This is a genomic window from Micromonospora sp. PRAS1, assembly GCF_059553435.1.
In genome coordinates this window covers 127,900-152,331 of the sequence record NZ_JCANNB010000007.1, presented here as the reverse complement: position 1 = coordinate 152,331, position 24,432 = coordinate 127,900, and the positions used below count along the sequence as shown (strand labels likewise).

Below are 24,432 nucleotides of genomic sequence, written 5' to 3'. Positions count from 1 at the left end.
CTGATCGCTGGAGGACAGTCGCATGATCCGTCGGATCGGATCCCTGCTCCGGGTTCCCGTCGTACTCGCCGTGGCGTCCGGCCTGATGCTCTCCGCCGGCGGGTCGGCGGGGGTCGGCACGACCCCGGAGAGCGTCGCGCACCGGGCCGACGGTGGCCCGCCGGGAGAGCATCAGGCGGACCGGCGGATCCGGGCGGTGCTGGCGAAGATGACCCTGGCGGAGAAGGTCGGCCAGCTCTTCGTGCTCCAGGCCTACGGCGACACCGCCACCACCACGAACCCCACCGACGTGGCGGCCAACCAGGCGCTCTACGGCAGCGACGTACGCAACGGCGAGCAGTTGGTGCGCAAGTTCCGCCCCGGCGGCATCATCTACTTCACCGCGAGCAACAACCTGAACAATCCGCAGCAGGTCGCGCTGCTCTCCAACGGCCTGCAACGGGCGGCGCGGACCGACCACGGCGTACCCCTCCAGATCAGCACCGACCAGGAGGGCGGTTTCGTCACCCGGATCCCGCCGCCGTCGGCGATATCACCTGGCAACATGGCGATCGGCGCGACCTTCGACCGGGGCCTGTCGTACTCGACGGCCGCCGTGACCAGCCGGCAACTGCGGGCGATGGGCATCAACATGGACCACGCGCCGGTGGTCGACGTCAACACCAACCCGCGCAACACGGCGGACGGGACCCGCGCGTTCGGCGACCGGACCGGGCCGGTCTCCGCGTTCGGCGCGGCGGCCGTCACCGGGTACCAGCAGAGCGGTCGGGTGGCGGCCACCGCCAAACACTTCCCCGGCCTGGGCAGCGCGGAGGCCAATCCCGACACCGGCGTCGCGGTCGTCGACGAGACCCGCGAGGAGATCCTGCGTACGGACATCCCGCCGTTCCGGGCGGCGATCGCCGCCGGCGTGAAGTCGATCATGCCGACGGCGGTGATCGTGCCCGCGTTGGATCCCACCCGGACGCCGGCCCTGCTCTCCCGGCCCATCATCACCGGGCTGCTGCGCGACAAGCTCAGATACGACGGGGTGGTGATCACCGACGCGCTGCGCGCCTCGGCGCTGTCGACCATTCCGCAGGAGCAGGTGATCCTCGGTGCCATCAACGCCGGCAACGACGAGTTGCTGCTGCCCACGGATCCGCCCGCCGCCATCGCCACGGTGCTCGACGCGGTACGCGACGGCACGGTCAGCCGGCACCGCATCGACCAGTCGGTGTACCGGATCCTGCGGATGAAGGCCGAACTGGGACTTTTCGAGGACCCCTTCACCACAAGCGAGGCCGTGGACTCGATGGTCGGCACCGCCGCCGACCAGCAGACCATGTCCGTCGCCGCGCACCGCTCGATGACCCTGCTGCGCAACCGGGCCGGTGTGCTGCCGCTGGCGGCGCAGTCCGGCCAGCACCTGCTGGTCACCGGCTGGGGCGCCAACGCGGTGCCCGGCCTGGCCAGCCAACTGTCCACGAAGGGGCTGGTGGCCACGCCGATGTGGACCGGGTCGCCGGACAGCCAGACCATCAAACAGGTGGTCGCGGCGGCCAGGGCCAGCGACGTCACGGTGGTGCTCACCAACAACGCCTGGGGCGACGTGACCCAGCAGAACCTGGTCAAGGCGCTGCTGGCGACGAAGAAGCCGGTGGTGACGGTGGCGGTCGGCGGCCCGTACGACATCGCGTACTTCCCGTCCGCGCCCACCTACCTGGCGGCCTACGGCTACCGGGACGTCTCGCTCGCGGCGATCGCCGACACCATCGTCGGCGCGGAGCCCACCGGCCGCCTGCCGGTCACCATCCGCACCCCGGACGGCAGGAAGGTGCTCTTCCCGTACGGCTCGGGCATCGGCTACCGCACCGCCACGTCCTAGTCGTCGTCCTGGTCCAGCGGCTCGTCGTGCCACCGCCACCACGCCGTGTCGCCGTCGATGTGGAGGATGAACTCGGGCGCCTCGTCGCCCTCCGGGTACCGCAGCGTGACGGCGTTCCGGACCGCCTCGTACGCGCGATCCCAGGTCTCCGGGTCGGTGTCGTCCTCGATCAGCCGCAACTGCTCGGCGAAGAGCGGCCGAAACTCCGCGAACCCGTCGCGTGGTCGGACGCGGGCGTCCAGCCACGGGAAGTCGCCGCCGGTCACGACCAGATCAGCGAGTAGCTGGCCGTCGTCGCGCCGATGCAACGTCCACACCACGCTGTGATCATCTTCCACGACTGACGACAATAGCCCCCGGCCGATATCGCCCGGCGTCTCGCCCGCTTCGTTGTCGCCGATGCGGACAACCGTGGTGGTACGACGCCGCGCGCACCTGCAACCCGGGGGGTAGCTCCATCGACCACTTCGGCATGACGACATGCCACCGGTGGCCTTCATACGCTGCCCGCGTACTCGTCATCTGCGCGAAGGAGAGCTGTGATGGACGTCTACCACCTGCTTGCCGCACCCGGCGTCACGACCATGAGCGCCGGTCGGATCGGCGCCCTGCTCGCCGCCGTGCTGGGGCTGGCCGGCGTGATCGTCGGCGGGTTGGCGCTGGCCCGTCCCGCCAGCCGGTTCGGGACCGGCTCGGGACCGCTCGGCGCTGGCGCGGCCCTGGTGGCCGGCGTGGTGGGCATGGCGCTGGGCGGGGCGGTGGTGGCCACCTCCGACAGTGGCATCGGCACCGGCAACGGCCGGGGCGGGGCCTACGTCGCCTTGGTGGTGGGCCTGGTCGCCGCCGTCCTCGGTGCGTTGGCGCTGGCCCGGGCCCGTCGCACCGGCTGACCGGTCAGGAACGTTCGAGCCAGCCCGGAACGGTCAGGCCGGACTCGTACGCGAGGATCACCAACTGGGCCCGGTCCCGGACCCGGGTCTTGGTCATGATGCGGCTGACGTGCGTCTTCGCGGTGGCCGGGCTGAGCACCAGCCGCGCCGCGATCTCGTCGTTGGAGAGCCCGGCGGCGACCAGCACCAGCACCTCGCGCTCCCGCTGGGTGAGCTGGCCGAGGCGCGGTCCCGGGTCCGGGTGCGCCACCCGGGCGGCGAACTCGGAGATCAGCCGGCGGGTGATCGAGGGCGCGATCAGTGCGTCGCCACGCGCCACCACCCGTACCGCGTGGATCAGTTCGGCCGGTTCGGTGTCCTTGACCAGGAAGCCGCTCGCGCCGGCCCGCAGCGCGCCGTAGACGTAGTCGTCCAGGTCGAAGGTGGTCAGGATGATCACCCGGACCGGGGAGCTGGCGGTGATCTCCGCGGTGGCCGTCAGGCCGTCCAGCCCGGGCATCCGGATGTCCATCGCGACGACGTCGGGGCGTAACTGCCGGCTCAGCCGCACCGCCTCGGTGCCGTCGGCGGCCTCGCCGACGACCTCGATGTCCTCCTCACCGTCGAGGATGGCGCGGAAGCCGGCGCGGACCAGGTTCTGGTCGTCGGCGAGCAGCACCCGGATCACGCCGCGCCCCTCGGCAGGCGGGCCCGGACCCGGAAGCCACCCTCCGGGCCGGCGCCGGTGGTCAGTGCGCCGCCCAGCGCCCGGACCCGCTCACCCATGCCGACGATCCCGTTGCCGGGCGGGCCGGGCGCGCCAGCGCCGTCGTCCTCGATCTCCACCAGCACATCGTCGCCGTCGGGTCGAACCCGGATCGTCACGGCGGTCGCGTCGGCGTGCCGGGTCACGTTCGTGAGCGACTCCTGCACGATCCGGTACGCCGCCAACTCGACCTCCGGCGACAGCGGCCGGGTCTCGGTCAGCTCGGTGCGGATCTCCAACCCGGCCCGGCCGGCCGCGGTGACCAGCTCGTAGAGGCGGTCCAGGCCGGGGCCGGGAACGGCCGGCGCCGCGTCACCCTGCCTCAGTACGCCGAGCGTGGCGCGCAACTCACGCAGCGTCTCCCCGCTCGTCTGCTTGATCGCGGTGAGCGCCCGGGCGGACCGCGCGGCGTCCGGGCGGTACAGCGCGGCACTGGCCTGCACGTTGATCAGCGAGAGGTGGTGGCCGAGCGCGTCGTGCAGCTCGCGGGCGATGCGGAGCCGCTCCTCGGTGGCCCGGCGTCGGGCCTCCTCCTCGGCCCGCTGCTCGGCGGCGAGCACCCGGGCCTCGGCCTCGGTCAGGTATGCCCGCCGGTTTCGGGTCACGCCGACGATGACCGCGACGAGCCAACCGGCGTGCAGCAGGGTGGCCCCGTTCACGTTCTCGGCGTTCCGGTTGCCGCTGTCGGCGACGGCGAAGGCGAGCACCGAGGCGAGACCGAGGCCGACGGCGACCGCGAGGTGCCCCTCGTCGACGACGGTGTAGAGCGCCACGACGAAGACCAACATGATCGGACCGGGCCGGTGCAGCAACGCGCCGTACGCCCCGACGGCGGCAAGCGCCGCCACGCCCACCGCCACCGGGTGACGGCGGCGCAGACCCAGCGCCCCGGCGGACGCCAGCACGATCGACACCGCGGCCCACTCGGCGGCGGTGTCGACACCACGCGACTGCACCACCAGGCCGCCGAGGGCGATCAGGCCGACCACGAGCACCAGCAAGGTGTCCGCCGCCCGACCCGGCCACTGGCGCATCAGCACGCGTCGAAGCCTAGGGGGTGACCGGCCACGGGTGGGGGCGGGACCCGACGTTCCGGTGGCATGATGGGCCGATGACCAGCAGTTCCGCCGAGGAGCAACGGTTGCGCGACCTCGCGCGGCTGCGCCGGGTCCGAGACCGCATCGATCGGGAGTACGCGCAACCGCTGAACGTCGAGGCGCTCGCCCGGGACGCGAACATGTCGGCCGGGCACCTCAGCCGCCAGTTCCGGCTCGCCTACGGCGAATCGCCGTACGCGTACCTGATGACCCGGCGCATCGAGCGGGCGATGGCCCTGTTGCGCCGGGGCGACCTCAGCGTCACGGAGGTCTGTTTCGCGGTCGGCTGCGCGTCGCTGGGCACCTTCAGCACCCGCTTCACCGAGTTGGTCGGCATGTCGCCGAGCGCCTACCGACGCCAGGTGACCCGGACGACCGCGGGCCTGCCGTCGTGCGTGACGAAGCAGGTGACCAGACCGATCAGGAATCGAGAAGCCCAGGTCAGGCGCCCGCTACTAGCCTGATCGGCATGGACCTGACAATTGCGAACACCTTCCTGCCGCAGACCGATCCGGACGCCGCGCTTGCCTTCTACCGCGACCTCCTCGGCTTCGAAGTCCGCAACGACGTAGGTTACGACGGCATGCGCTGGATCACGGTCGGCCCGCCCAACCAGCCCGGCACGTCCATCGTCCTGCACCCGCCGGCGGCCGACCCCGGCATCACCGACGACGAGCGTCGCCTGATCGCGGAGATGATAACCAAGGGCACCTACGGCATGATCGTGCTCGCCACCAAGGACCTGGACAGCACCTTCGAACGGCTCCAGGCCAGCGGCGCCGAGATCGTCCAGGAGCCGATCGAGCAGCCGTACGGAATCCGGGACTGCGCCGTACGGGACGCTGCGGGCAACATGGTCCGCATCCAGGAACAGCGCTGAGGCGGACGTGATCCTCGCGTCGCCGGCACCCGGACAGGAACAGGACGAGCATGACGCAGACCCGATCGGCCGTGCCACACACCGCCGACAGCCATGACCTGATCCGGGTGCGGGGCGCCCGCGAGAACAACCTCAAGGACATCAGCGTCGAGATCCCGAAGCGGCGGCTCACGGTGTTCACGGGCGTCTCGGGCTCGGGCAAGAGTTCGCTTGTGTTCGGCACCATCGCCGCCGAGTCGCAGCGGATGATCAACGAGACCTACAGCGCGTTCCTCCAGGGCTTCATGCCGACGCTGGCCCGGCCCGACGTCGACGTGCTCGACGGGCTGACCACCGCGATCATCGTCGACCAGGAGCGGATGGGCGCCAACGTCCGCTCCACGGTCGGCACCGTCACCGACGCCAACGCGATGCTGCGGATCCTCTTCAGCCGCCTCGGGGAGCCGCACATCGGCTCGCCACAGGCCTTCTCCTTCAACGTGGCCTCGATCAGTGGTGCCGGTGCCGTCACGATCGAGCGCGGCGGACGTACGACGAAGGAACGGCGGAAATTCAACATCACCGGCGGCATGTGCCCGCGCTGCGAGGGCATGGGCCGGGTGAGCGATTTCGACCTCTCCGCGTTGTACGACGACACGAAGTCGCTGAACGAGGGTGCGATCACGATCCCCGGCTACAGCATGGAGGGCTGGTACGGCCGGATCTTCCGGGGCTGCGGGTACTTCGATCCGGACAAGCCGATCCGCAAGTTCACCAAGCGGGAACTGGACGACCTGCTGTACAGGGAACCGACCAAGATCAAGGTCGAGGGGATCAACCTGACGTACTCGGGGCTGATTCCGACGATCCAGAAGTCGTTCCTCTCCAAGGACCGCGAGGCGATGCAGCCGCACATCCGCGCGTTCGTGGACCGGGCGGTCATCTTCACCACGTGCCCCGAATGTGACGGCACCCGGCTCAGCGCGCCGGCCCGGTCGTCGAAGATCAAGGGGATCAACATCGCCGACTGCTGCGCGATGCAGATCAGCGACCTCGCCGACTGGGTGCGGGCCCTGGCCGAACCGTCGGTGGCGCCGCTGCTTGTGGCGCTGGGGGAGACCCTCGACTCGTTCGTCGAGATCGGGCTCGGCTACCTCAGCCTCGACCGGCCCTCGGGCACGCTCTCCGGCGGCGAGGCGCAGCGCACCAAGATGATCCGCCACCTCGGTTCGTCGCTGACCGACGTCACCTACGTCTTCGACGAGCCGACGATCGGGCTGCACCCGCACGACATCCAGCGCATGAACCACCTGCTGCTGCGACTGCGGGACAAGGGCAACACCGTGCTCGTCGTGGAGCACAAGCCGGAGATGATCGCCATCGCCGACCACGTGATCGACCTGGGGCCCGGCGCGGGCACGGCGGGCGGCACCGTCTGCTTCGAGGGCACCGTCGACGGGCTGCGGGCCAGCGGCACGCTCACCGGCCGCCATCTCGACGACCGGGCCGTCCTCAAGGAGAAGGTGCGTACCCCGTCGGGCGTGTTGGAGGTGCGTGGCGCCAGCACGCACAACCTGCGCGACGTCGACGTCGACATTCCGCTCGGCGTACTGGTCGTGGTCACCGGGGTGGCCGGCTCGGGCAAGAGTTCCCTGATCCACGGCTCGGTGTCGGGACGCGACGGCGTGGTCTCGATCGACCAGGGCGCGATCCGCGGCTCGCGCCGGAGCAACCCGGCGACGTACACCGGACTGCTCGATCCGATCCGGAAGGCGTTCGCGAAGGCCAACGGCGTGAAGCCGGCGTTGTTCAGCGCCAACTCCGAGGGGGCGTGCCCGACCTGCAACGGTGCCGGTGTCATCTACAGCGACCTGGCGATGATGGCAGGTGTCGCCACGGTCTGCGAACAGTGCGAGGGCAAGCGGTTCCAGGCCGAGGTGCTGGAGTACCGGTTCGGCGGTCGGGACATCAGCGAGGTGCTCGCGATGCCGGTGACCGAGGCCGAGGAGTTCTTCGGCGGCGGCGAGTCGCGGCTGCCGGCCGCCCACGCCATCCTCACCCGGCTCGCCGATGTCGGGCTCGGCTATCTCACCCTCGGCCAGCCGCTCACCACGCTCTCCGGCGGCGAGCGGCAGCGGCTCAGGCTGGCCACCCACCTGACCGACAAGGGCGGCATCTACGTCCTGGACGAGCCGACCACCGGCCTGCACCTCGCCGATGTCGAACAACTGCTCGGTCTGCTCGACCGGCTGGTCGACTCCGGCCGGTCGGTAATCGTCATCGAGCATCACCAGGCCGTGATGGCGCACGCCGACTGGATCATCGATCTCGGCCCCGGCGCCGGCCACGACGGCGGCCGGATCGTCTTCGAAGGCACCCCCGCCGACCTGACCGCGAACCCCTCCACCCTGACCGGCCGTCACCTGGCCGACTACACCAGGTCCTGAACCGGGTCTTGGTGCGAAAGCGCCCTCGGGACGGGCCCGGCGGCGCCTTCGCACCAAGATCTACTCAGGGGTCACGGGCAGGCGGCCCAGGCCAGGTGGTACATGGTCGTGATGCTGCCGTCGGTGGAGTCCATCGTCAGGAAGCTGGTGCCGGTCGAGGTGCCCCGACTGAGCCGCAGCTCCGTGTTGATGTTGAGGTTGCGCATCTCGCCGCAGGGGTGCCAGACGGCGGACGCGATCGGTACCTCGTCGGTGATGAGCCAGTTGTCGTCCAACGGCGCGGCGATGCGGTGGTTGGTGGTGGTGGTCTGGGTCATGCCCTGGAAGTAGTAGCTGGCCAGTTGGTTGGCCACCGCGCCCCGGTTGAGCAGCCCGTACCCGCGGTAGTCCACCTTCACGATCGCGAACGTGTAGCCGCTCGGCACGTGCACCAGGACGTTGAGCTGGCAGTTCCGGCGGCCCTCGGTGACCGGGATGCCGGGACCGGCCTGGACCAGGTAGTCGCTGTAGATCGTGGTGAAGGCCTTGTTGTCCGGGGAGACCGCGACATCGGCGGTGCCGGGCCGACAGCCGGAGCCGGCCATGGCCACCAGGTCGATCACGACCTGATCGGGTGGCGGGTTGTTCATGATCGGGCTGGCCGACGCGGGGGCGCCCGTCGTCAGCGATGCGGCGAGTAGCGCGAGCACCGCGCCGCCACGTGCCAACAATTTTCGCATGGAACTCCCTTCAGTTCGATGCGTGGTCGATGGTGGGCCACCAATGTAATTAGACATATAGATCGACGTCAACGGCTTCTGTTATTCGTCGAACGCCGCCTCAAGGTGAGGTGAATCCGCATCCGGGTCCGGCGCGGCCGGCGACCCGCAAGAACCGGCATCATGCGCGACTGAGGATTATTGCCGCGATCCCGGCGGCCGTTTCGCGAAGTTTGCGGCGAATCCGAGTAGCCCTAGTCTGCCCTGAGCTGCCGGGTCCCGTGTTATGGGCGGGTTACAAATCGATCACAATGAATGCTTGCCTGTGTTGTGAACGCGCCACTAACATTCGTCGCAGGTTTGGCCGAAGCAATTGAGGGGCGCTCCCGTATTGAGAGGAATGATATGAGAGAACGAGTTGCCGTCGCGAGAAAGGGCGTCGTCACCGTGCTCGGCGCGGTGCTCACGTTCGCATTGTCCGCGCCGGCCCAGGCCAGTACCGGCGACGCGCTCGAAACGGTGCCGGACGGCAACGTCACCGTCGAGGTGGTGGCCGCCAACGGCTCGGGCTGCGCGCCCGGCACGGCCCGGGTCGTCGCCAACTCCGACAAGACCGGATTCCGGATCCGCTACGGCGACTTCGTCGCGGAGGCGGGCAGCGGCGTCGACACGACCGCCCGCCGGAAGAACTGCCAACTCGGCGTGGTGCTCACCGTGCCGGCGGGCTGGACCTTCGCGGTGGCCGCGGTGGACTACCGTGGCCGGGCCCGACTCTCCGCCGGTGCGACCGGCCTGCAACGCACCAACTACTACTGGCAGGGCTCGTCCGACAGCGGTCGTACCGAGGTGACGTTCGCGGGTCCGTACAACGGCTTCTGGAGCACCCGGGATGTCGCCCACGCGCTTGTCTACCTACCCTGTGAGCAGCAGCGGGTACTCAACATCAACACCGAGCTGCGGGTGGATGCCGGCACCTCCGGCGGGCGCAGCAGCATGTCGATGACGGCCACCGAAGGTGACGTCGACACGCTGTTCAATCTGAACTGGACCAGGTGCTGATCCGCTGACCCGCCGCGCCCGACCCGGTGTCGGGCCGAAGATCTACGATCCAGACGCCCGGTGTCACAAAACAGTGGCACCGGGCGTCTGGTGCGTGGACAGTCGACCGCGAGCGGACAGGAGGCACCCCATGGCGAGCGAGGACGGTCGTCCGGATCCGGCTACCGAGGCCTTCGTCGCCCACCGCAACCTGCTCTTCACGGTCGCCTACGAGCTGCTCAGCTCGGCGGCCGACGCGGAGGACGTGCTCCAGGAGACCTGGCTGCGCTGGGCCGGTGTCGACCTCGAAACGGTGCGGGACCACCGGGCCTACCTGGTCCGGATCACCACCCGGCAGGCGCTCTCCCGGCTGCGTACGCTCGGCCGCCGCAAGGAGAGCTATTTCGGTACGTGGCTGCCCGAGCCACTGCTGACCACCCCCGACGTCGCGGAGGACGTCGAGCTGGCGGAGAGCGTCTCGATGGCGATGTTGCTGGTGCTGGAGACGCTCACGCCCACCGAACGGGCCGTCTTCGTGCTGCGCGAGGTCTTCGAGGTGGGCTACGACGAGATCGCCGAAGCCGTCGACAAGAGCCCGGCGGCCGTACGGCAGATCGCCCACCGGGCGCGGGCCCACGTCGCCGCGCGCCGGCCCCGGAAGACCGTCGACGTCGACGAGACCCGGGCGGCGCTCGGGGCCTTCCAGCGGGCGGTCGAGACCGGGGACCTGCAGAGTCTGCTCGACATCCTCGCGCCGGACGTCGTGCTGTTGAGCGATGGTGGCGGGGTCAGACAGGCGCTGCCGAAGCCGATCGTGGGGGCCGACAAGGCGGCCCGCCTCTTCACCGCCGGCCTGAACAAATTCGACGCGGCGATCTCGGTCGAACCGGCGCTGATCAACGGGTCTCTGGCGCTGATCGTCCGGCTCGACGGAAAGCTCGACGGGGTGCTGGCGGTGCGGATCGACAACCATCTGGTCACCGGGCTCTACTACGTGCGCAACCCGCACAAGTTGTCCCGGGTGCAGCGGGAAACCACGGTGAGCCGCTGAAACCGTCGGTGGCCCGACGGCTGCCCGAAGACCGATCCGGTGTCGTAGCATCGTGCTGTTTCTTTCCCAGGGCGGCGCGGAGGACCGCGTGGACGATGTGACCCTCCGGGCCCTGAACCTCCTCGAGGAGGCTCAGGCCGGCGGTGCCGCCCGAGTGCTGGCGGTCGCGGAGGCGGCGCTGCGCGAACCCACCGGAGAGCTGCCCGACGGCCCGGCGGCGATGCACTTCGCCCGCGTCGTGGCGTTGACCCGCTTGGGTGACCTGCGCGCGGCCATCGCCGCCGCCGAACTGATGCTGGCCGCCGCGGATCGCGAAAGCAGCGCGGGCTGGCGCTCCTGCGCGCTGTCGCTGCGGGCGACCCGCCGGCTGCGCCTCGGGGACCAGGACATCGCCGACTACGACATCGAGGCGGTGCTACGGGATCTGGTCAGCGCGGAGACCGCCCTGCTCGCCGACGAACCCGACCCGGTGATCAGGGGCAATGCCCGCACCGGGATCGCCATCGGCTACGCCCAACTGCGCCTCTACGAGCTGGCCGTGCCCCAGTTCCAGGCCGCTTACGAGGCGGCCTGCCGGGCGGCGTACCCGGACAACGGCAACCGCGCGATGTGGCTGTGCAACCTGGCGGAGCTCAACCTCATGTGGGCGCTGGAGCTGTACCAGATAGGCCAGGTCGCCGAGGCGGAAAAACACACCACGGTCGCCGAGGAGTACGCGGTTCGGGCGGCGGCGGAGGCGTCCGGCCCGAGGGCGGAGGTGTGGCGGCTGTCGGCGCTGCTGTACGCGGCATGCTCCCGCGCCGACCGCCAGGACCCGGCCGGCGCGGCGGTCGACATCCCCCGCTACATCGGCCTGCTGGAGACCTTCGGCCTGCGGGAACAACATCAGGAGCTGCTGCTGTGCCGGCCCTTCCACGCCGTCGCGCTGCGCCGCTCGGGCCGACCCGGCGAGGCGCTACGGGTCATCCAGGACGCCGTCGCCGCCCTGGCCCCCGACACGGACTGGCTGATCTCGGCGGCCCTGCACCGCACGCACGCGGTGCTGCTGGTGGCCACCGGCTCGCCCGACGCCGTACCCGGGCTCACCTACGGCGACGCGCTGGCCGAGCTGCTCTGGCGCCAACGGCAGCGCTGGCTGCACACGGCGATGACGATGCAGTCGTACGACGTGCTGCGCTGGCAGCACGAGCAGGCCGAGCGGGCGGCGCGGACCGACCCGCTCACCGGGGTGGCGAACCGTCGCGGCCTGGACATGTTCCTGCGGAACCTGACCGCGCCCGGCACCGTCGCGGACCAACCGGTGGCGGTGTTGGCCGTGGACATCGACCGGTTCAAGCAGATAAACGACTCGCTGGGGCACGCTACCGGCGACGACGTGCTGCGCGCCGTCGCGGAGCTGCTCACCAGCAAGGTACGCAAGGGCGACTTCGTGGCCCGGTTGGGCGGTGACGAGTTCGTGGCCATCCTGCCCGGTGCCGATACCGCCGCCGCCACGGAGGTGGCCAAGCGGGCCGTGGCCGCCGTCGCCGGCCTGACGGACTGGCCGGCGAAGGTAAGCGTCGGGGTCGCCAGTGGCCCGGCGTACCTGATCGAGGAGACCCTCACCCACGCCGACCGCGCCATGTACGCGGCCAAACGGGCGGGCGGCAACCAGGCCGCGGCCAGTGCCTGACCTGCCGACGGCGCAGATCCGGGGATAGGGTGCGCCGGTGGAGGATCTGAGTCACCTGTTCCGCTCGGTCGCCGACCACGTCGCCGACTACCGGCGGTCGCTCCCGGGGCGGCCGGTCGGCGTACCGGTCGACCAGGCCCGGCTGCTCGACGCGTTCGCCGGTCCGCTGCCCGCCGTCCCCACCCCACCGGAGCGGGTGCTGGCGGAGCTGGTCGCCGCCGCCGAGCCCGGCCTGGTGGCGACCGCCGGACCGCGATACTTCGGGTTCGTCGTCGGCGGCGCGTTGCCGGCGGCGACCGCGGCCGACATGCTCGCCGCCGGTTGGGACCAGATCGCGTTCAACGCCGTCACCTCGCCGGCCGCCGTCGCCGCCGAGGCCGCCGCCGGGAGCTGGCTGAAGGAGCTGCTCGGCATTCCGGCCTCGGCATCGGTCGGGTTCGTCACCGGCGCCCAGGCGGCCAACACCGCCGGGCTCGCCGCAGCCCGGCACCGGGTGCTGGCCGACGCGGGGTGGGACGTGGAACGGCGCGGTCTGCTCGGCGCGCCGCCGATCCGGGTCCTCGCCGGTGCCGAACGGCACGCGACCATCGACCGGTCACTGCGGCTGCTCGGGCTCGGCAGCGACGTGGTGCAGCCGGTTGCCGTCGGGCCGAACGGCGCCATCGACGTGGCGTCGCTGCGGGACGCGCTGCGTGCCGGCGCCCCGGCCCCCACAATCGTCTGCCTCCAGGCGGGCAACGTGAACACCGGCGCCTGCGACGAACTGCGTCAGGCGTGCGAGCTGGTGCACCGGCACGGCGGATGGGTGCACGTGGATGGGGCGTTCGGCCTGTGGGCGGCGGCGAGCCCGGCGAAGCGGCACCTGACCGACGGGCTGGAACTGGCGGATTCCTGGGCCTGCGACGGCCACAAGTGGCTCAACCTGCCGTACGACTCGGCCTTCGCCTTCTGCGCCTGGCCCGACGTGCACGCGGCGGCGATGTCCTACGCCGCCGCGTACCTGGTCGGCTCCGGCGGTGCGCCGGTCGGTGCGGACCTGACCGCCGAGTCGTCGCGCCGGGCCCGGGGCTTCGCGGTCTGGGCCGCGCTGCGGGAGTTGGGCCGCGACGGGGTGGCGGCGCTCGTGGACCGCTGCTGCGCGTTGGCCCGCCGGTTCGCCGACGGACTGACCGCCGCCGGGTTCGAGGTGGCGAACGAGGTGGTCCTCAACCAGGTCCTGGTCGGCTTCGGCGACGACGCGGGTACCGACCGGGTGGTGGCGGCGGTGCAGGCCGAGGGCACCTGCTGGGTGGGCGGTACGACGTGGCGGGGCCGGCGACTGATGCGGATCGCGGTGTCGAACGCCACCACCACCGAGGCGGACGTGGACCGCTCGGTCGCCGCGATCGTCCGGCTCGCCGCCGGGCGGAGTTGACCTGCCCGGCCGTGCGCCGGGATTCGCCACGCCCACCCGGTTCAGCCCACGCTTACCCGGACCGTGGTGCCGGCCCGCAGATCCCGCACGAAGACGTCCCCGCTGCCGTTTGTGTCGTTCGGCACCAGGTTGCTGGCGTCCGACCGGAGGATGACGAACCGGCCCTGCGCGCTGATCTTCGGGGAGTCGGAGGACGCGTTGCCCTGGGTGCCGCCGGTGGCCACGCTCGCCCGGACCGTGGTACCGGCGGTGCGGTCCCGGACGAAGACGTCGTCGACCTGGTTGGTGTCGCCGGGCACGAGGTTCGTCGAGGGTGACCAGAAGGCGACCCGCCGGCCGTCGTGGCTGATGCCTCCGCCGTTGCCGTCGGCGTCGGCCTGGCCGCCACCGCTGCCGACGTTCACCCGCTCGATGCCACCCGCCACCGTGTCCTGGACGAAGACGTCCACCGCGCCGTTGGTGTCCCCGGCGACGATGTCGCTGGCCGGGGAGTGGAACAGGACGTACCGGCCGGCCGTGCTGGTGCCGACTCCGTGGGTGCTGTCGTTCGGCGTGCCACCCGCGAGCGAGCCGCCGATCACCTGGCCGACGGAGCTGACGTGGTCCTTAAGCGAGGTCTGCCACCGCCACTCGCCCGCAGGCCGGTGCGGGATCTCGTCCATCAGCACGAACTGCCCGTCGGGGCTGAGCTGTGCCGGCCCCCGGCCCCGGGCGCCGGTGAGGGGGTGGCTCCAGTAGACCAGCCGGGTGGTCGCCTGCCAGCGGTCCCGCAGGTAGATGTTCGGGACGCCGTAGGGCAGCGGGCTGGCCAGCAGGTTTGTCGCCGCCGACACGAAGAGCACGTAGCGGCCGTTCGCGCTCACGCCCGTCGGCGTGGAGCCGCCGTCGGCCGGACTGCCGTCGGCGGTCACGCTGATCAGCTCGGTGCTCCCGGAGCCGAGGTCCCGCAGGTACGCCTGACCCGTCCCGCCGCCGGGGACCAGGGCTGGTGCGGCGCTGCGGAAGGTGGCGTACCGGCCGTCGGCGCTCAGGTGCGCGGCATCGGCCGGCCCGTCCGGTACCGCGCCGGTGGTGGTGACGTCGACCAGTACGGTGCGGCAGCCGTGCAGATCGCGGCGGTAGACATGGGAGTGTCCCGGCGTCGACCCGCCCGGAACCAGGTTGCTGGCGGTCGAGGTGAAGAGCGCGAATCGACCGTCGGTGCTGATGCCGGCCGGTGTCGACGGGCCGTTCGCCTGGACGGGGCGACAGCGGGCCGGGGCGGCCGTGGCCGGTGCGGGCGTCAGCGCCAGTGCCAGGCCGATGGTGACGGCTCCGGCCGCCAGCCTGCGATGCGGTGAGTTGATCACGAGGGTGCCTCCTGCCGGGAGAGAGCGCCAGCAGGACGTTACTGCCGGTGACGATGCGGATGCTGTCCGCCATTGGACAGGGGCGAGGTCGAGGTCGGGGGGAGCGACCCGGGTCTGCGGCTGTGATGTCGGCCATCTTGACAGCCGGCACCCGGATCAATTGTTTCATCGGTGGCGGAAAGTCATTCCGGTATGGCCGACGGTCATTGACCTCAGCATTCGACAATGCCGGCAGGAATATGCTGCAGGAAGTTCTGCCGGTTGTTCTGCCGGTCAATTCTCGGCGTTCTGACGCAGGTCATTTCGATGACACAATCATGTAACCTCGCCCCTTCGTTGAATTCGCTACCGTCGACCCGGTCCGGCAGTGGCCGGCAATTAACTGGGAGAGGGAGCATGCACCGAAAACTGATCCGACAATTTCTTGTCGGTGCGGCGGCGGGCTTGACGTTGCTGCCGCTGGCCCCGCCGATCGCCTCGGCGGCCCCGGTCGAGACCGTGCAGTGGGCCCCCTGCGAGCAGGCCGCCGATGCCCTGTGCGGCACTCTCGAAGTGCCTGTCGACTGGGCCGATCCGGACGGCCCCACCATCGAAATTGCGCTGGCCAAGCGGCCGGCCACCGACCCGGCGGCGCGGCGCGGATCGCTGCTTGTCAACCCGGGTGGGCCGGGCGGCTCGGGCGTCGACGCGGCGCTGTGGAGCGGGTACGGCGACGACCTCCGCCGGCACTTCGACATTCTCGGCTTCGACCCGCGCGGTGTCGCCCGTAGCGCACCGGTCACGTGTTCGCTCGACAAGATTCTGGCACTGCCTTCCGGGCCAATCAAAACGGCCACCGACTTCGCCGCCATGACCACCGCGAGCCGGGAACTGGCCGACGACTGCCGGGCAAACAGCGGGCCGGTTTTCGACCACGTGGACACGCTCCAGGTAGTTCGGGACATCGACGCCATCCGGGCGGCAGTCGGTGACAACAAACTGAGCTTCTTCGGAATGTCGTACGGCACGTTGATGGCCCAGCAGTACGCGGAGTTGTATCCGAACCGGGTGCGCGCCATCGTCGCGGACAGCGTGATGGACCACAGCCAGGACGCCCGCGGCTTCGCCGTCACCCAGGCGGCCACCGGGCAGGACTCGTTCAACGAGTTCGTCGCCGGCTGCGCCCGACTGACGGAATGCGCCCTGTACGGCCGCGACATCCGGCAGTTCTGGCAGCGACTGCTGGACCGCGCCGGTCGTGGCGAACTGCCGGACCCGGACGACCCGAGCTACAAGATCACCAAGCGGGATCTGGTCAACTTCGTGCTCGGCAACCTGAACTACCAGCCCTACTGGCTGGGCATCGCCAGCGAGCTGGAGCGGCTCGACGCCGGCCGGCCGTCGACCACGCCCGCCGCCGCGGCCCAACGGTCCGCCGAGAACGAGCCGACGCTCGTCCCCTTCGCGTACCAGGCGGTCCTCTGCCAGGACTGGAACCTCAAGGCCCGCGACTTCGCCGAGTGGAGTTCGATCACCGCCGACGCCCAGGCCGTCGCACCGGACCTGCCGGATCCGCCCCGGGCCGCGGTGGGCGCGATCTGCCTGGGTTGGCCGACCCCGGCGAACAACCCGCAGCGCCCGATCACCCCGACCAACGACGCGAAGCTGCTCTTCACCAACTCGCTGCACGACCCGGCCACCGGTTACAACTGGGCGCTCGGGGCCGCCGCGCAGTTCGGTGACCACGCCGAGTTGCTGACCTACGAGGGTTGGGGGCACATCGTCTACGGCCGGGTGGCCTGCGCCGACGAGGCCATCGAGCAGTACCTGATCGACCTGGTCGTACCGGCACCGGGCACCCGCTGCGCCGCCGCCCCGCCGCCGGGCACCACCGCCGACGACGCCCGGGGCAGGTCCGCGGGCCCGTCGGAGGCAGCGGCGCCGGAGCTGCTCCCACTCCGCGCCGAGCCGGAGCTGCCGACCTGGCTGCGCTGAGCTGACCCCTGGTGGCCGGGACCCGTGCGGGTCCCGGCCACCACCGTGCCCAGGCTCGGTGGCCAGGCGTCATGATGTGCTTGTGAGAATCCTGTCCATCCAGTCGTCGGTCGCCTACGGCCACGTCGGCAACTCGGCGGCCGTCTTCCCCCTGCAACGGCTCGGTCACGAGGTCTGGCCGGTGTTGACCGTCCACTTCTCCAACCACACCGGGTACGGCGCGTGGCGCGGCCCGCTGCTCGCACCCGCCGACGTGGCCGAGGTGATCGCGGGCATCGCGGACCGTGGGGTCCTGGGCGACGCCGACGCGGTGCTCTCGGGCTACCAGGGCGACCCGGCGATGGGCGCGGTGATCCTCGACGCGGTGACGCTTGTGAAGACCGCGAACCCGGACGCGGTCTACTGCTGCGACCCGGTGATGGGCGACGTCGGCCGGGGCATGTTCGTCCGCCCCGGCATCCCGGAGTACCTGCGCGACGTGGTGGTTCCGCGCGCGGACATCATCACCCCGAACCACTTCGAGCTGGACTTCCTCGCCGGCCGCAGCACGAACTCGCTGCCCGAACTGCTGGCCGCGGTCGACGTGGTGCGCGCGACCGGTCCACGGCACGTCCTGGTGACAAGCGTGCTGCACGGCGACCTGCCGGCGGGGTCGCTGGAGGTGGTGGCCGTCTCGGACGAGGGTGCCTGGGCGGTGACCACGCCGCTGCTGCCGATCAACCCGAACGGCGGCGGCGACGTGACCGCCGCGCTGTACCTGGCGCACCTGACGACGACGGGTTCGCCCGCCACGGCCCTGGAACGCACAGTCGCCTCCGTCTTCACCGTCCTCGAGGCGACCCTGGCGGCGGGCACCCGGGAGATCCAGCTGATCGCGGCCCAGGACGCGATCGCCGAACCGCCGGCCCGGTTCACCGCCCGCCAGCTGCGCTGACGCCGTCACCGCCCGGGCCGCTCAGGTCGGCCCGGGCGGTGACGTACGGATCAGTAGCCGTAGCGGCTCTTCAGGTGGCGCCACCAGTCCCGGAACATCCAGGCGTCGAACTCGGTGATCGAGCTGGCGCTGCCGGCCCGCATCAGGAATCCGCCCACGCCGCTCGGCGTCCAGTCATAGAAGTCGTCCAGGCCGAAGGTATGGCCGATCTCGTGCAACAGGATGTGCATGTTCTCGGCGTTGAGGTTGTTCATGAAGTACTCCCGGCCCATCCGCTGTCCCCAGTCGCCGCCGGCACCGCCGCCGAAGCCGTCGGTCAGCCAGAGCGACTGGTCGTAGTGGCGGGCGACGCCGCCGGGGCAGTTGGGGTACTGGCCGTTCTGGTTGAAGAAGCGGCCGCACTCGGGGGCGCACTGGGGCGCGTTCTCCCGGATGTTGTTGACGTAGATGTCCACTGAGGTGTCGTTCCACTGCAACTGGCTGCGGTTGCGGACGGCCCAGCCGACCACCCGTACCGGTACCTCCCGGTACGGCCAGGCGTTGTGGCCGACCATCACGTCCATCCACTTCTTGTACTGCCGGGCCAGGGTGGCGTGGATCTGGTCGCGTTGCGCCGTGCTGACCGTGGCGGTGGAGTCCCACCGTACGCAGAAGTTGACGTAGCCCCGGTTGGCCATCACCTGGTCCCAGCCGTAGTTGCGGAAGCCGTAGAGGTTGCCGTTGTTGTAGGTCTGCTCCACGTGCTGCCACACCTGGTTGAGGGGGTTGACCAGGTTGGCCGGGGGGTTCCAGCCGCTGGTCGGCGGCGGTGTGGTCGGGTTCGGTGCCGGGGTGGTGGGTGCCGGCGTGGTGGGCGTGGGCGTGCCCGGCGCACCGGTGCAGGTCACCCCGTTGAGGGCGAACGAGGTCGGTGCCGGGTTGCTGCCGCTCCAGGAGGCGTTGAAGCCGAACGAGGCGGCGGTGCCGGTGCCCAGGGCGCCGTTGTAGGCGGCGTTGGTGGCGGTGACCCGGTCGCCGCTCTGGGAAACGGTGGCGTTCCACGCCTGGCCGACCCGCTGACCCGCGGCGTACGTCCAGGTCAGGGCCCAACCGTTAAGCGGGTCACCGAGATTGGTGACGGTGACGTCGGCGCCGAAGCCGCCCGACCACTGGTTGGTGATCCGGTAGTCGACGCGGCAGCCCGGCGCCGCCGCCTGCGCCGCAGCGACCGTGAGCGTCGCACCGCCGGTGAAGGTCAGCGTGGCGGCCAGCGCCAGTAGGATCCGGGTTCTTGTCCTGGACGATGCCATCGGGTGGCCCTCCATGGTCGGGCCCGAGGGCCGGCGGCGACGGACCATCGGGCAGGCTATAGATCGATGTCTATCCAAACTAGGTTGGCGGTCGCCGCTGGCGGCAAGTCCGGCATGGTGGTGTTCGCAACCCTCTGGTAACTCGGGGGAAACTCTTGCCGAAACGCTTTTCGTGGGCGAGTCTGGCCCGCTGCCCTTAGCTCCGGACTGGTGGAGATTTCCCTGGAGGCATTGCCGAAACCCTTTTCGGCCTTCATTCTCGATGAGGTGCAGACACAGCCGTGCGCCCCACCCGGCGAAGCCGAACGGCCGGTCAACCGTCCCGGCCGTTCGATCATGCGCGACGTCGCGGAGTTGGCGGGCGTCTCCGCCCAGACGGTGTCCCGCGTCATCAACGGACATCGGTACGTCGCGGACCACACCCGGCAGCGGGTGCTGGACGCGATGCGCACCCTCGACTACCAGCTGAACTCGGCGGCCCGGGCGCTGGCCACCCGGCGCTCCGGCACGCTCGGCATCATCGGCTACGAAAGCCCGCTGTACGGGCCGACCTCGATGCTGTACGCCATCGAGGGGGCGGCCCGCTCCGCGGGCTACTTCCTCAGCGTGGCAAGCGTGCGTCACCTGGACCGGCGGTCGGTGCTCGACGCGGTCGACTGGCTGCGCCGGCAGTCGGTGGAAGGGATCATCGCCATCGCGCCCAAGCCCGCCATGGCCAGTGCCCTGGCGGTGGCATCCTCCGGATCGCCATGCGTGACGGTGGGCGGCGGCTGCGACGAGGCGATCCCGAGCGCGCAGATCGACAACGCGGCCGGCGCCCGACTCGCCACCCGGCACCTGCTGGACCTGGGTCACGCCACAGTCCACCACCTCTCCGGTCCGCAGGACTGGCCGGAGGCGGGCGAACGAGAGGCGGGCTGGCGCGCTGCCCTGCAAGCCGCCGGTGCGCCGGTCCCTGCGGTGATCCCTGGTGACTGGAGCGCCTGCACCGGTTATGAACAGGGTGCTCGGCTGGCCCGCGACCCCGCCGTCACGGCCATCTTCTGCGCCAGCGACCAACTTGCCCTCGGCGTGCTGCGGGCCCTGCACGAGGCCGGCCGGCGGGTGCCGGACGAGGTGAGCGTCGTCGGCTTCGACGGCGTCCCGGACGGCGGGCAGTTCCTGCCGCCGCTGACGACGGTGCGCCAGGACTTCGCCGAGTTGGGCCGGCGCAGCCTCGGGCTGTTGCTGCCGCAACTCGACCGGCCCGACGAGCCGTTTTCCCGCCGCGACCTCCTCCGGCCCGAGCTGCTGGTCCGACACAGCACGGCTCCACCCGCCCCCACACCCCCCACCGCCCCAGCGAGTTGATCAAGAAGTTTGCGTCAGTAATCGGCGAAATCCCGACCAGAACTTCTTGATCAACGCGGTCGGAGGGGGCGGTCAGCGGGTGGGGGCGGGGCCGGTGGACTCGCGTACCACGAGGCGGCCCTGCTGGCGGATGACGCCGGCGCTGGCCTTGCCGTCCAGGGCGGCGAGCAGGTGGTTGACCGCGGTCGCGCCGAGCTGTTCGAGGTTGAGGTCCACGGTGGTCAGCGGCGGCCGGCAGTCGGCGGCGAAGAGTTCCCAGTTGTCGTAGCCGACGATCGCCACGTCGTCCGGGATCCGTCGACCGAGAGCGCGCAGGGTGTCGGCGACACCGGCGGCGACCTGGTCGTTGCCGCAAAAGATCGCGTCCACGTCCGGCCGGGCGGCCAGCAGCAGCCGGGCGGCGTGCCGGCCCCAGCGCTGCGACCACTCGCCGTAGAGCGGCTCGCCGGCCGGGCAGAGCCCCGCGTCGGTGAGCACCGTGCGTAACCCGGCGACCCGGTCGCGGGCCGCGCGGTAGGTGTCCGGTCCGGTGATGTGACCGATCCTACGCCGGCCGTGCGACACCAGGTGTTCGGCGGCGAGCCGGGCGCCGCCCTCGTCGTCGGCGACGATCGACAGGTCGCGTGGGTCGGTCGACTCGGCGTACGCGTAGACCACCGGGACCGGGATGTCCTGCGTCAGCGACGGGCGTACGTCGTTGCTGTCGCCGACCACGATGAAGCCGTCCACCTGGCGGGCCAGCAGGGTGCGGATGTAGTGCTGGCGGCGGATCGCGTCGCCCCGGGCGTCGCAGAGCAGCACGGACATCTGCCCGTTGCCGAGCGCGTTCTCGGCGCCGAGCAGGATCGGGATGGCGAACCGGCCGCCGAGTTCGTCGGTGAGCAGCCCGACCGTCCGGGTGCGACCGGAGATCAGACCGGTGGCCAGCACGTTGGGCTGGAAGGCCAACTCGGCGGCGGCGCGCAGCACCCGTTCCCGGGTGGCCGGGGCGACCTCGGCGCGTCCGTTGAGTGCCTTGGAGGCGGTGGCGACCGAGACGCCGGCTCGATTCGCCACGTCGCTAAGCGTCACCGACTGCGATCGTCGTCGACCCACCGAAAGCCTTTCGCAAGGATTTCACCGAGGCCGGCAGATGCTTGCCGCCCTCTTGCTTCGGGCAAGCCTAGAGCGTAGAAGGCGTATCGGGAAGGCGGGAACCGTCCTGTAGGGCGTTCACATTTTACCCGTACGACATCTTGCCGAAAGCGTTTTCGTGCGACACCCTAGCGGCGGAACGTGATACCGACCACCCCGGCAGCGTCGGCTTCCCGCACCGCGCGCCCGCATCGAGACACGAGCTTCATATCCGCAGTGGACCGCGGCTCGACGGGACCGCGCCGCGGCCCCGTCGAACGACGACCCCCTGGGAGAGAAAGATGAGAAGGACCTTGGGCAGGCGTGCTGCCCTACGTTCGTTGGCAGGAGCGCTGGTCGCGGCGCTGACGGTCGGCGTGGCCGCCTGCGGCGGCGACGAACCGAGCGGCTCGAGCGCGGCCGAGGCCGGCCCCAACGGCGTCGACGACGGCAGCGAACTCACCCTCTGGACCCGTGCCCCGCTGGAGAAGCAGGCGAAGCTGCTGGTCGACGCCTACAACGCAAGTCACCAGAACACGGTCAAGCTGACCGTCGTCCCCAACGACGACTACGTCGCGAAGGTCGGCGCGGCGGCCGGCTCGGGTGGCCTGCCGGACCTCTTCGCCGCGGACATCGTCTACGTGCCGAACTGGGTCAACCAGGGGCTCTTCCAGGACCTCACCGCGAACATCGACGGGCTCGACTTCAAGGACTCCATAAACAAGGGACACCTCTCGGCTGGCACGGTCGACGGCAAGGCACACGTGCTGCCCTTCGTGCTGGACCTGTCCATGCTGTTCTGGAACAAGCAGCTCTTCGCCGACGCGGGGCTCGACCCGGAGAAGGCACCGGCCAACCTCCAGGAGTACGCCGCCGCCGCCAAGGCGATCCAGGGCCTGAAGCGGGACGGCGTCTACGGCACCGCAGCGGGCCTGAACTGCGGCGGATGCCTCGTCTTCACCTGGTTCCCGTCCATCTGGGCCGGTGGCGGCGAGGTGCTCAGCGAGGACGGCAAGGAGTCCAAGCTCGCCGACGAGACCGCCCAGCAGGTCTACCGCACCTGGGCGGACCTGTGGCGCTCGGGTGCCGTACTGCCTTCCTCGGCGGGCGAGACCGGCCCGACCTGGACCGCCGGCTTCACCGAGGGCAACGTCGGGCTGATGTTCTACCCGGCCACGCTGCTCTCCTCGACCCCGTTCGACGTCGGCGTCGCCGGCATCCCCGGACCGAACGGCGGCGCCTCCACCTTCGTCGGCGGCGACGGCATCGGTGTCTCGAAGGACTCCAAGAAGGCGGCCCAGGCCTGGAACTTCCTCAGCTGGATGATGTCCGAGGAGGCCCAGGTCGAGGTGCTGGCGAAGAACAAGGACGTGGTGTCCCGCGCCGACCTGGCGAACAACAAGTACGCCGCCGAGGACCCGCGGCTGGTCACCATCAACGAGGTGGCCGGGCAGGGTGACACCCCCGTGGCGCTCAACTTCCAGCAGGCGTTCAACGCTCCGAACAGCCCGTGGCTGACGCTCATCCGCAACCAGGTGCTCAACGGCAGCGGCGACCTGCAGAAGGAGAACGGCGAGATCACCGCCGTGCTCCAGCAGTAGCCGCCGTACGCACCGCAGGCGTGTGCCGGTCGACGGCACCTCGGCGGTACACGCCTGCGGCCGGCACCACCATCCGGGCCGGTCGACGCCCCGGCCGCCGCCGAGACACGGAGAGGTTTCCATGAAAGTCATCGCACCGTCCCGCTCGCCTAGTGTGGCGCTGCGGGGCCGGGCGCGTCCCCGTGGCCGCCAGGCCCTGCTCGGCTGGCTCTACGCGACACCGACCGCGGTGTTCGTGGCGGCGCTGTTCGCGGTGCCGCTGCTGCTGGTCATCAAGATGTCGGTGTCCCGCTGGCCGCTGCTCACCGGCGATCAGGGAATCAACGCTCCGGACAACTTCGTCAAGGCGGTCAACCACCGGTTCTTCACCGACTCGGTGGTCTTCACGCTCAAGTACACAGTGCTCACCACCGTTTTGCTGCTCGCCCTCGGGCTGGGACTGGCCCTGCTGGTGCAGGAGTCGAGCCGCTGGAACAACCTGCTCCGCGCCTCGTTCCTGATCCCAAGCGCCCTCGGGCTGGCCTCGGCGTCGCTGCTGTTCTACGTGATCTACTCGCCGTACGCGAGTCCGCTGGCACCCGTGATGGACGCCCTCGGCTTCACCTTCCTCGGCTCGCCGAACGCGGCGCTCTTCTCGACGGTCTTCCTCATCGTGTGGCGCTACGCCGGCTTCTACATGGTGCTCATGCTCGTCGGCCTCCAGGGCATCCCGGCGGAGGTGTACGAGGCCGCCCGCTCCGACGGCGCCAGCACCTGGCAGACGTTCCGGAAGGTCACCCTGCCACTGCTGCGCCCGACCCTGGCCCTGACGACGGTGCTCTGCGTGACCGGCTCCCTGCTCGCCTTCGAGCAGTTCTACATCCTCACCAAGGGCGGCCCCGACAACAGCACCATCACCGTCGTCCAGCTCATCTACATGGTGGCCTTCCAGGGCCAGAACGACCTCGGCGTGGCGGCGGCCCTCTCGGTCATCGTGCTGCTGGCCCTGATCCTGATCAACGCGCTGCAACTGCGCGCCTTCCGGACCGAGGAGAACTGACGCCG

The 24,432-nt window shown here is 70.5% G+C and carries 21 protein-coding genes; 14 read left to right on the top strand and 7 right to left on the bottom strand.

The features are described from left to right. Window positions 1-22 precede the first annotated feature (22 nt). Entirely contained in the window at window positions 23-1,867 is a 1,845-nt protein-coding gene (locus AC507J_RS09315; RefSeq protein WP_496288674.1) for a glycoside hydrolase family 3 protein, read from the top strand. Here AC507J_RS09315 and AC507J_RS09310 read toward each other — a convergent pair. Then, the gene (locus tag AC507J_RS09310) at window positions 1,864-2,205 is read right to left on the bottom strand and encodes a hypothetical protein (protein ID WP_496288673.1); all 342 of its coding nucleotides are present in this window, start codon (window positions 2,203-2,205) and stop codon (window positions 1,864-1,866) included. The two genes, AC507J_RS09315 and AC507J_RS09310, sit on opposite strands and share 4 nt — an antisense overlap. A 204-nt stretch (window positions 2,206-2,409) precedes the next feature. Here AC507J_RS09310 and AC507J_RS09305 point away from each other — a divergent pair, with 204 nt between their 5' ends. Then, on the top strand, window positions 2,410-2,757 hold the full coding sequence (locus AC507J_RS09305) for a DUF6223 family protein (protein WP_496288672.1): 348 nt from the start codon (window positions 2,410-2,412) through the stop codon (window positions 2,755-2,757). 4 nt (window positions 2,758-2,761) lie between these two features. Here the strand turns inward: AC507J_RS09305 and AC507J_RS09300 are convergent, their stop codons facing one another. After that, window positions 2,762-3,424, bottom strand: a complete 663-nt coding sequence (locus tag AC507J_RS09300; protein ID WP_496288671.1) for a response regulator transcription factor — start codon at window positions 3,422-3,424, stop codon at window positions 2,762-2,764. Next, window positions 3,421-4,536 (bottom strand): sensor histidine kinase, encoded by a 1,116-nt coding sequence (locus AC507J_RS09295; protein ID WP_496288774.1) that lies wholly within the window; start codon window positions 4,534-4,536, stop codon window positions 3,421-3,423. Before AC507J_RS09295 ends, AC507J_RS09300 begins: the two co-directional genes overlap by 4 nt. A 77-nt stretch (window positions 4,537-4,613) precedes the next feature. On the opposite strand from AC507J_RS09295, the gene AC507J_RS09290 reads away from it, so the two are divergent. The 3 genes from AC507J_RS09290 to AC507J_RS09280 are packed head-to-tail and all read left to right on the top strand — an operon-like array spanning window position 4,614 to window position 7,905. Further along, window positions 4,614-5,063, top strand: coding sequence for a helix-turn-helix transcriptional regulator (locus AC507J_RS09290; protein ID WP_496288670.1), 450 nt, complete (start codon window positions 4,614-4,616; stop codon window positions 5,061-5,063). 5 nt (window positions 5,064-5,068) lie between these two features. After that, the gene (locus tag AC507J_RS09285; protein WP_496288669.1) at window positions 5,069-5,479 is read left to right on the top strand and encodes a VOC family protein; all 411 of its coding nucleotides are present in this window, start codon (window positions 5,069-5,071) and stop codon (window positions 5,477-5,479) included. A gap of 50 nt (window positions 5,480-5,529) precedes the next feature. Continuing rightward, window positions 5,530-7,905, top strand: a complete 2,376-nt coding sequence (locus AC507J_RS09280) for an ATP-binding cassette domain-containing protein (RefSeq protein ID WP_496288668.1) — start codon at window positions 5,530-5,532, stop codon at window positions 7,903-7,905. Between the two features lie 71 nt (window positions 7,906-7,976). On the opposite strand, the gene AC507J_RS09275 is transcribed toward AC507J_RS09280, so the two are convergent. Further along, window positions 7,977-8,624 (bottom strand): DUF4360 domain-containing protein, encoded by a 648-nt coding sequence (locus tag AC507J_RS09275; protein WP_496288667.1) that lies wholly within the window; start codon window positions 8,622-8,624, stop codon window positions 7,977-7,979. A 384-nt stretch (window positions 8,625-9,008) separates the two neighbouring features. Between AC507J_RS09275 and AC507J_RS09270 the strand changes: the two genes are divergently transcribed. The 4 genes from AC507J_RS09270 to AC507J_RS09255 all read left to right on the top strand — a co-directional run bounded on the left by AC507J_RS09270 (window position 9,009) and on the right by AC507J_RS09255 (window position 13,778). Continuing rightward, window positions 9,009-9,662: a DUF4360 domain-containing protein gene (locus AC507J_RS09270; protein WP_496288666.1), complete on the top strand. Its 654-nt coding sequence runs from the start codon at window positions 9,009-9,011 to the stop codon at window positions 9,660-9,662. Between the two features lie 130 nt (window positions 9,663-9,792). Next, on the top strand, window positions 9,793-10,692 hold the full coding sequence (locus AC507J_RS09265) for an RNA polymerase sigma-70 factor (protein ID WP_496288665.1): 900 nt from the start codon (window positions 9,793-9,795) through the stop codon (window positions 10,690-10,692). Between the two features lie 88 nt (window positions 10,693-10,780). Then, window positions 10,781-12,364 carry a GGDEF domain-containing protein gene (locus AC507J_RS09260; protein WP_496288664.1) on the top strand — a complete coding sequence of 528 codons (1,584 nt, stop codon included), beginning with the start codon at window positions 10,781-10,783 and terminating at the stop codon, window positions 12,362-12,364. Between the two features lie 37 nt (window positions 12,365-12,401). Then, window positions 12,402-13,778 carry a pyridoxal phosphate-dependent decarboxylase family protein gene (locus AC507J_RS09255; RefSeq protein WP_496288663.1) on the top strand — a complete coding sequence of 459 codons (1,377 nt, stop codon included), beginning with the start codon at window positions 12,402-12,404 and terminating at the stop codon, window positions 13,776-13,778. A 41-nt stretch (window positions 13,779-13,819) separates the two neighbouring features. On the opposite strand, the gene AC507J_RS09250 is transcribed toward AC507J_RS09255, so the two are convergent. Beyond that, entirely contained in the window at window positions 13,820-15,127 is a 1,308-nt protein-coding gene (locus AC507J_RS09250; protein ID WP_496288662.1) for a TolB-like translocation protein, read from the bottom strand. A gap of 396 nt (window positions 15,128-15,523) precedes the next feature. Between AC507J_RS09250 and AC507J_RS09245 the strand changes: the two genes are divergently transcribed. Then, window positions 15,524-17,101, top strand: coding sequence for an alpha/beta hydrolase (locus AC507J_RS09245; protein ID WP_496288661.1), 1,578 nt, complete (start codon window positions 15,524-15,526; stop codon window positions 17,099-17,101). Window positions 17,102-17,183: 82 nt separating this feature from the next. Then, a complete protein-coding gene (pdxY, locus tag AC507J_RS09240; RefSeq protein ID WP_496288660.1) occupies window positions 17,184-18,035 on the top strand; it encodes a pyridoxal kinase PdxY in 852 nt (283 codons plus the stop codon). A gap of 50 nt (window positions 18,036-18,085) precedes the next feature. On the opposite strand, the gene AC507J_RS09235 is transcribed toward pdxY, so the two are convergent. Next, window positions 18,086-19,324 carry a cellulose-binding domain-containing protein gene (locus tag AC507J_RS09235; protein ID WP_496288659.1) on the bottom strand — a complete coding sequence of 413 codons (1,239 nt, stop codon included), beginning with the start codon at window positions 19,322-19,324 and terminating at the stop codon, window positions 18,086-18,088. A 267-nt stretch (window positions 19,325-19,591) separates the two neighbouring features. Between AC507J_RS09235 and AC507J_RS09230 the strand changes: the two genes are divergently transcribed. Further along, complete coding sequence (locus AC507J_RS09230; protein ID WP_496288658.1) at window positions 19,592-20,674, top strand: LacI family DNA-binding transcriptional regulator; 1,083 nt, start codon at window positions 19,592-19,594, stop codon at window positions 20,672-20,674. 72 nt (window positions 20,675-20,746) lie between these two features. Here the strand turns inward: AC507J_RS09230 and AC507J_RS09225 are convergent, their stop codons facing one another. Continuing rightward, the gene (locus tag AC507J_RS09225; protein ID WP_496288657.1) at window positions 20,747-21,769 is read right to left on the bottom strand and encodes a LacI family DNA-binding transcriptional regulator; all 1,023 of its coding nucleotides are present in this window, start codon (window positions 21,767-21,769) and stop codon (window positions 20,747-20,749) included. A 359-nt stretch (window positions 21,770-22,128) separates the two neighbouring features. On the opposite strand from AC507J_RS09225, the gene AC507J_RS09220 reads away from it, so the two are divergent. Both AC507J_RS09220 and AC507J_RS09215 read left to right on the top strand, forming a co-directional pair. Next, complete coding sequence (locus tag AC507J_RS09220) at window positions 22,129-23,388, top strand: ABC transporter substrate-binding protein (protein ID WP_496288656.1); 1,260 nt, start codon at window positions 22,129-22,131, stop codon at window positions 23,386-23,388. A gap of 121 nt (window positions 23,389-23,509) precedes the next feature. Further along, window positions 23,510-24,427 carry a carbohydrate ABC transporter permease gene (locus AC507J_RS09215; RefSeq protein ID WP_496288655.1) on the top strand — a complete coding sequence of 306 codons (918 nt, stop codon included), beginning with the start codon at window positions 23,510-23,512 and terminating at the stop codon, window positions 24,425-24,427. Window positions 24,428-24,432 lie beyond the last annotated feature (5 nt).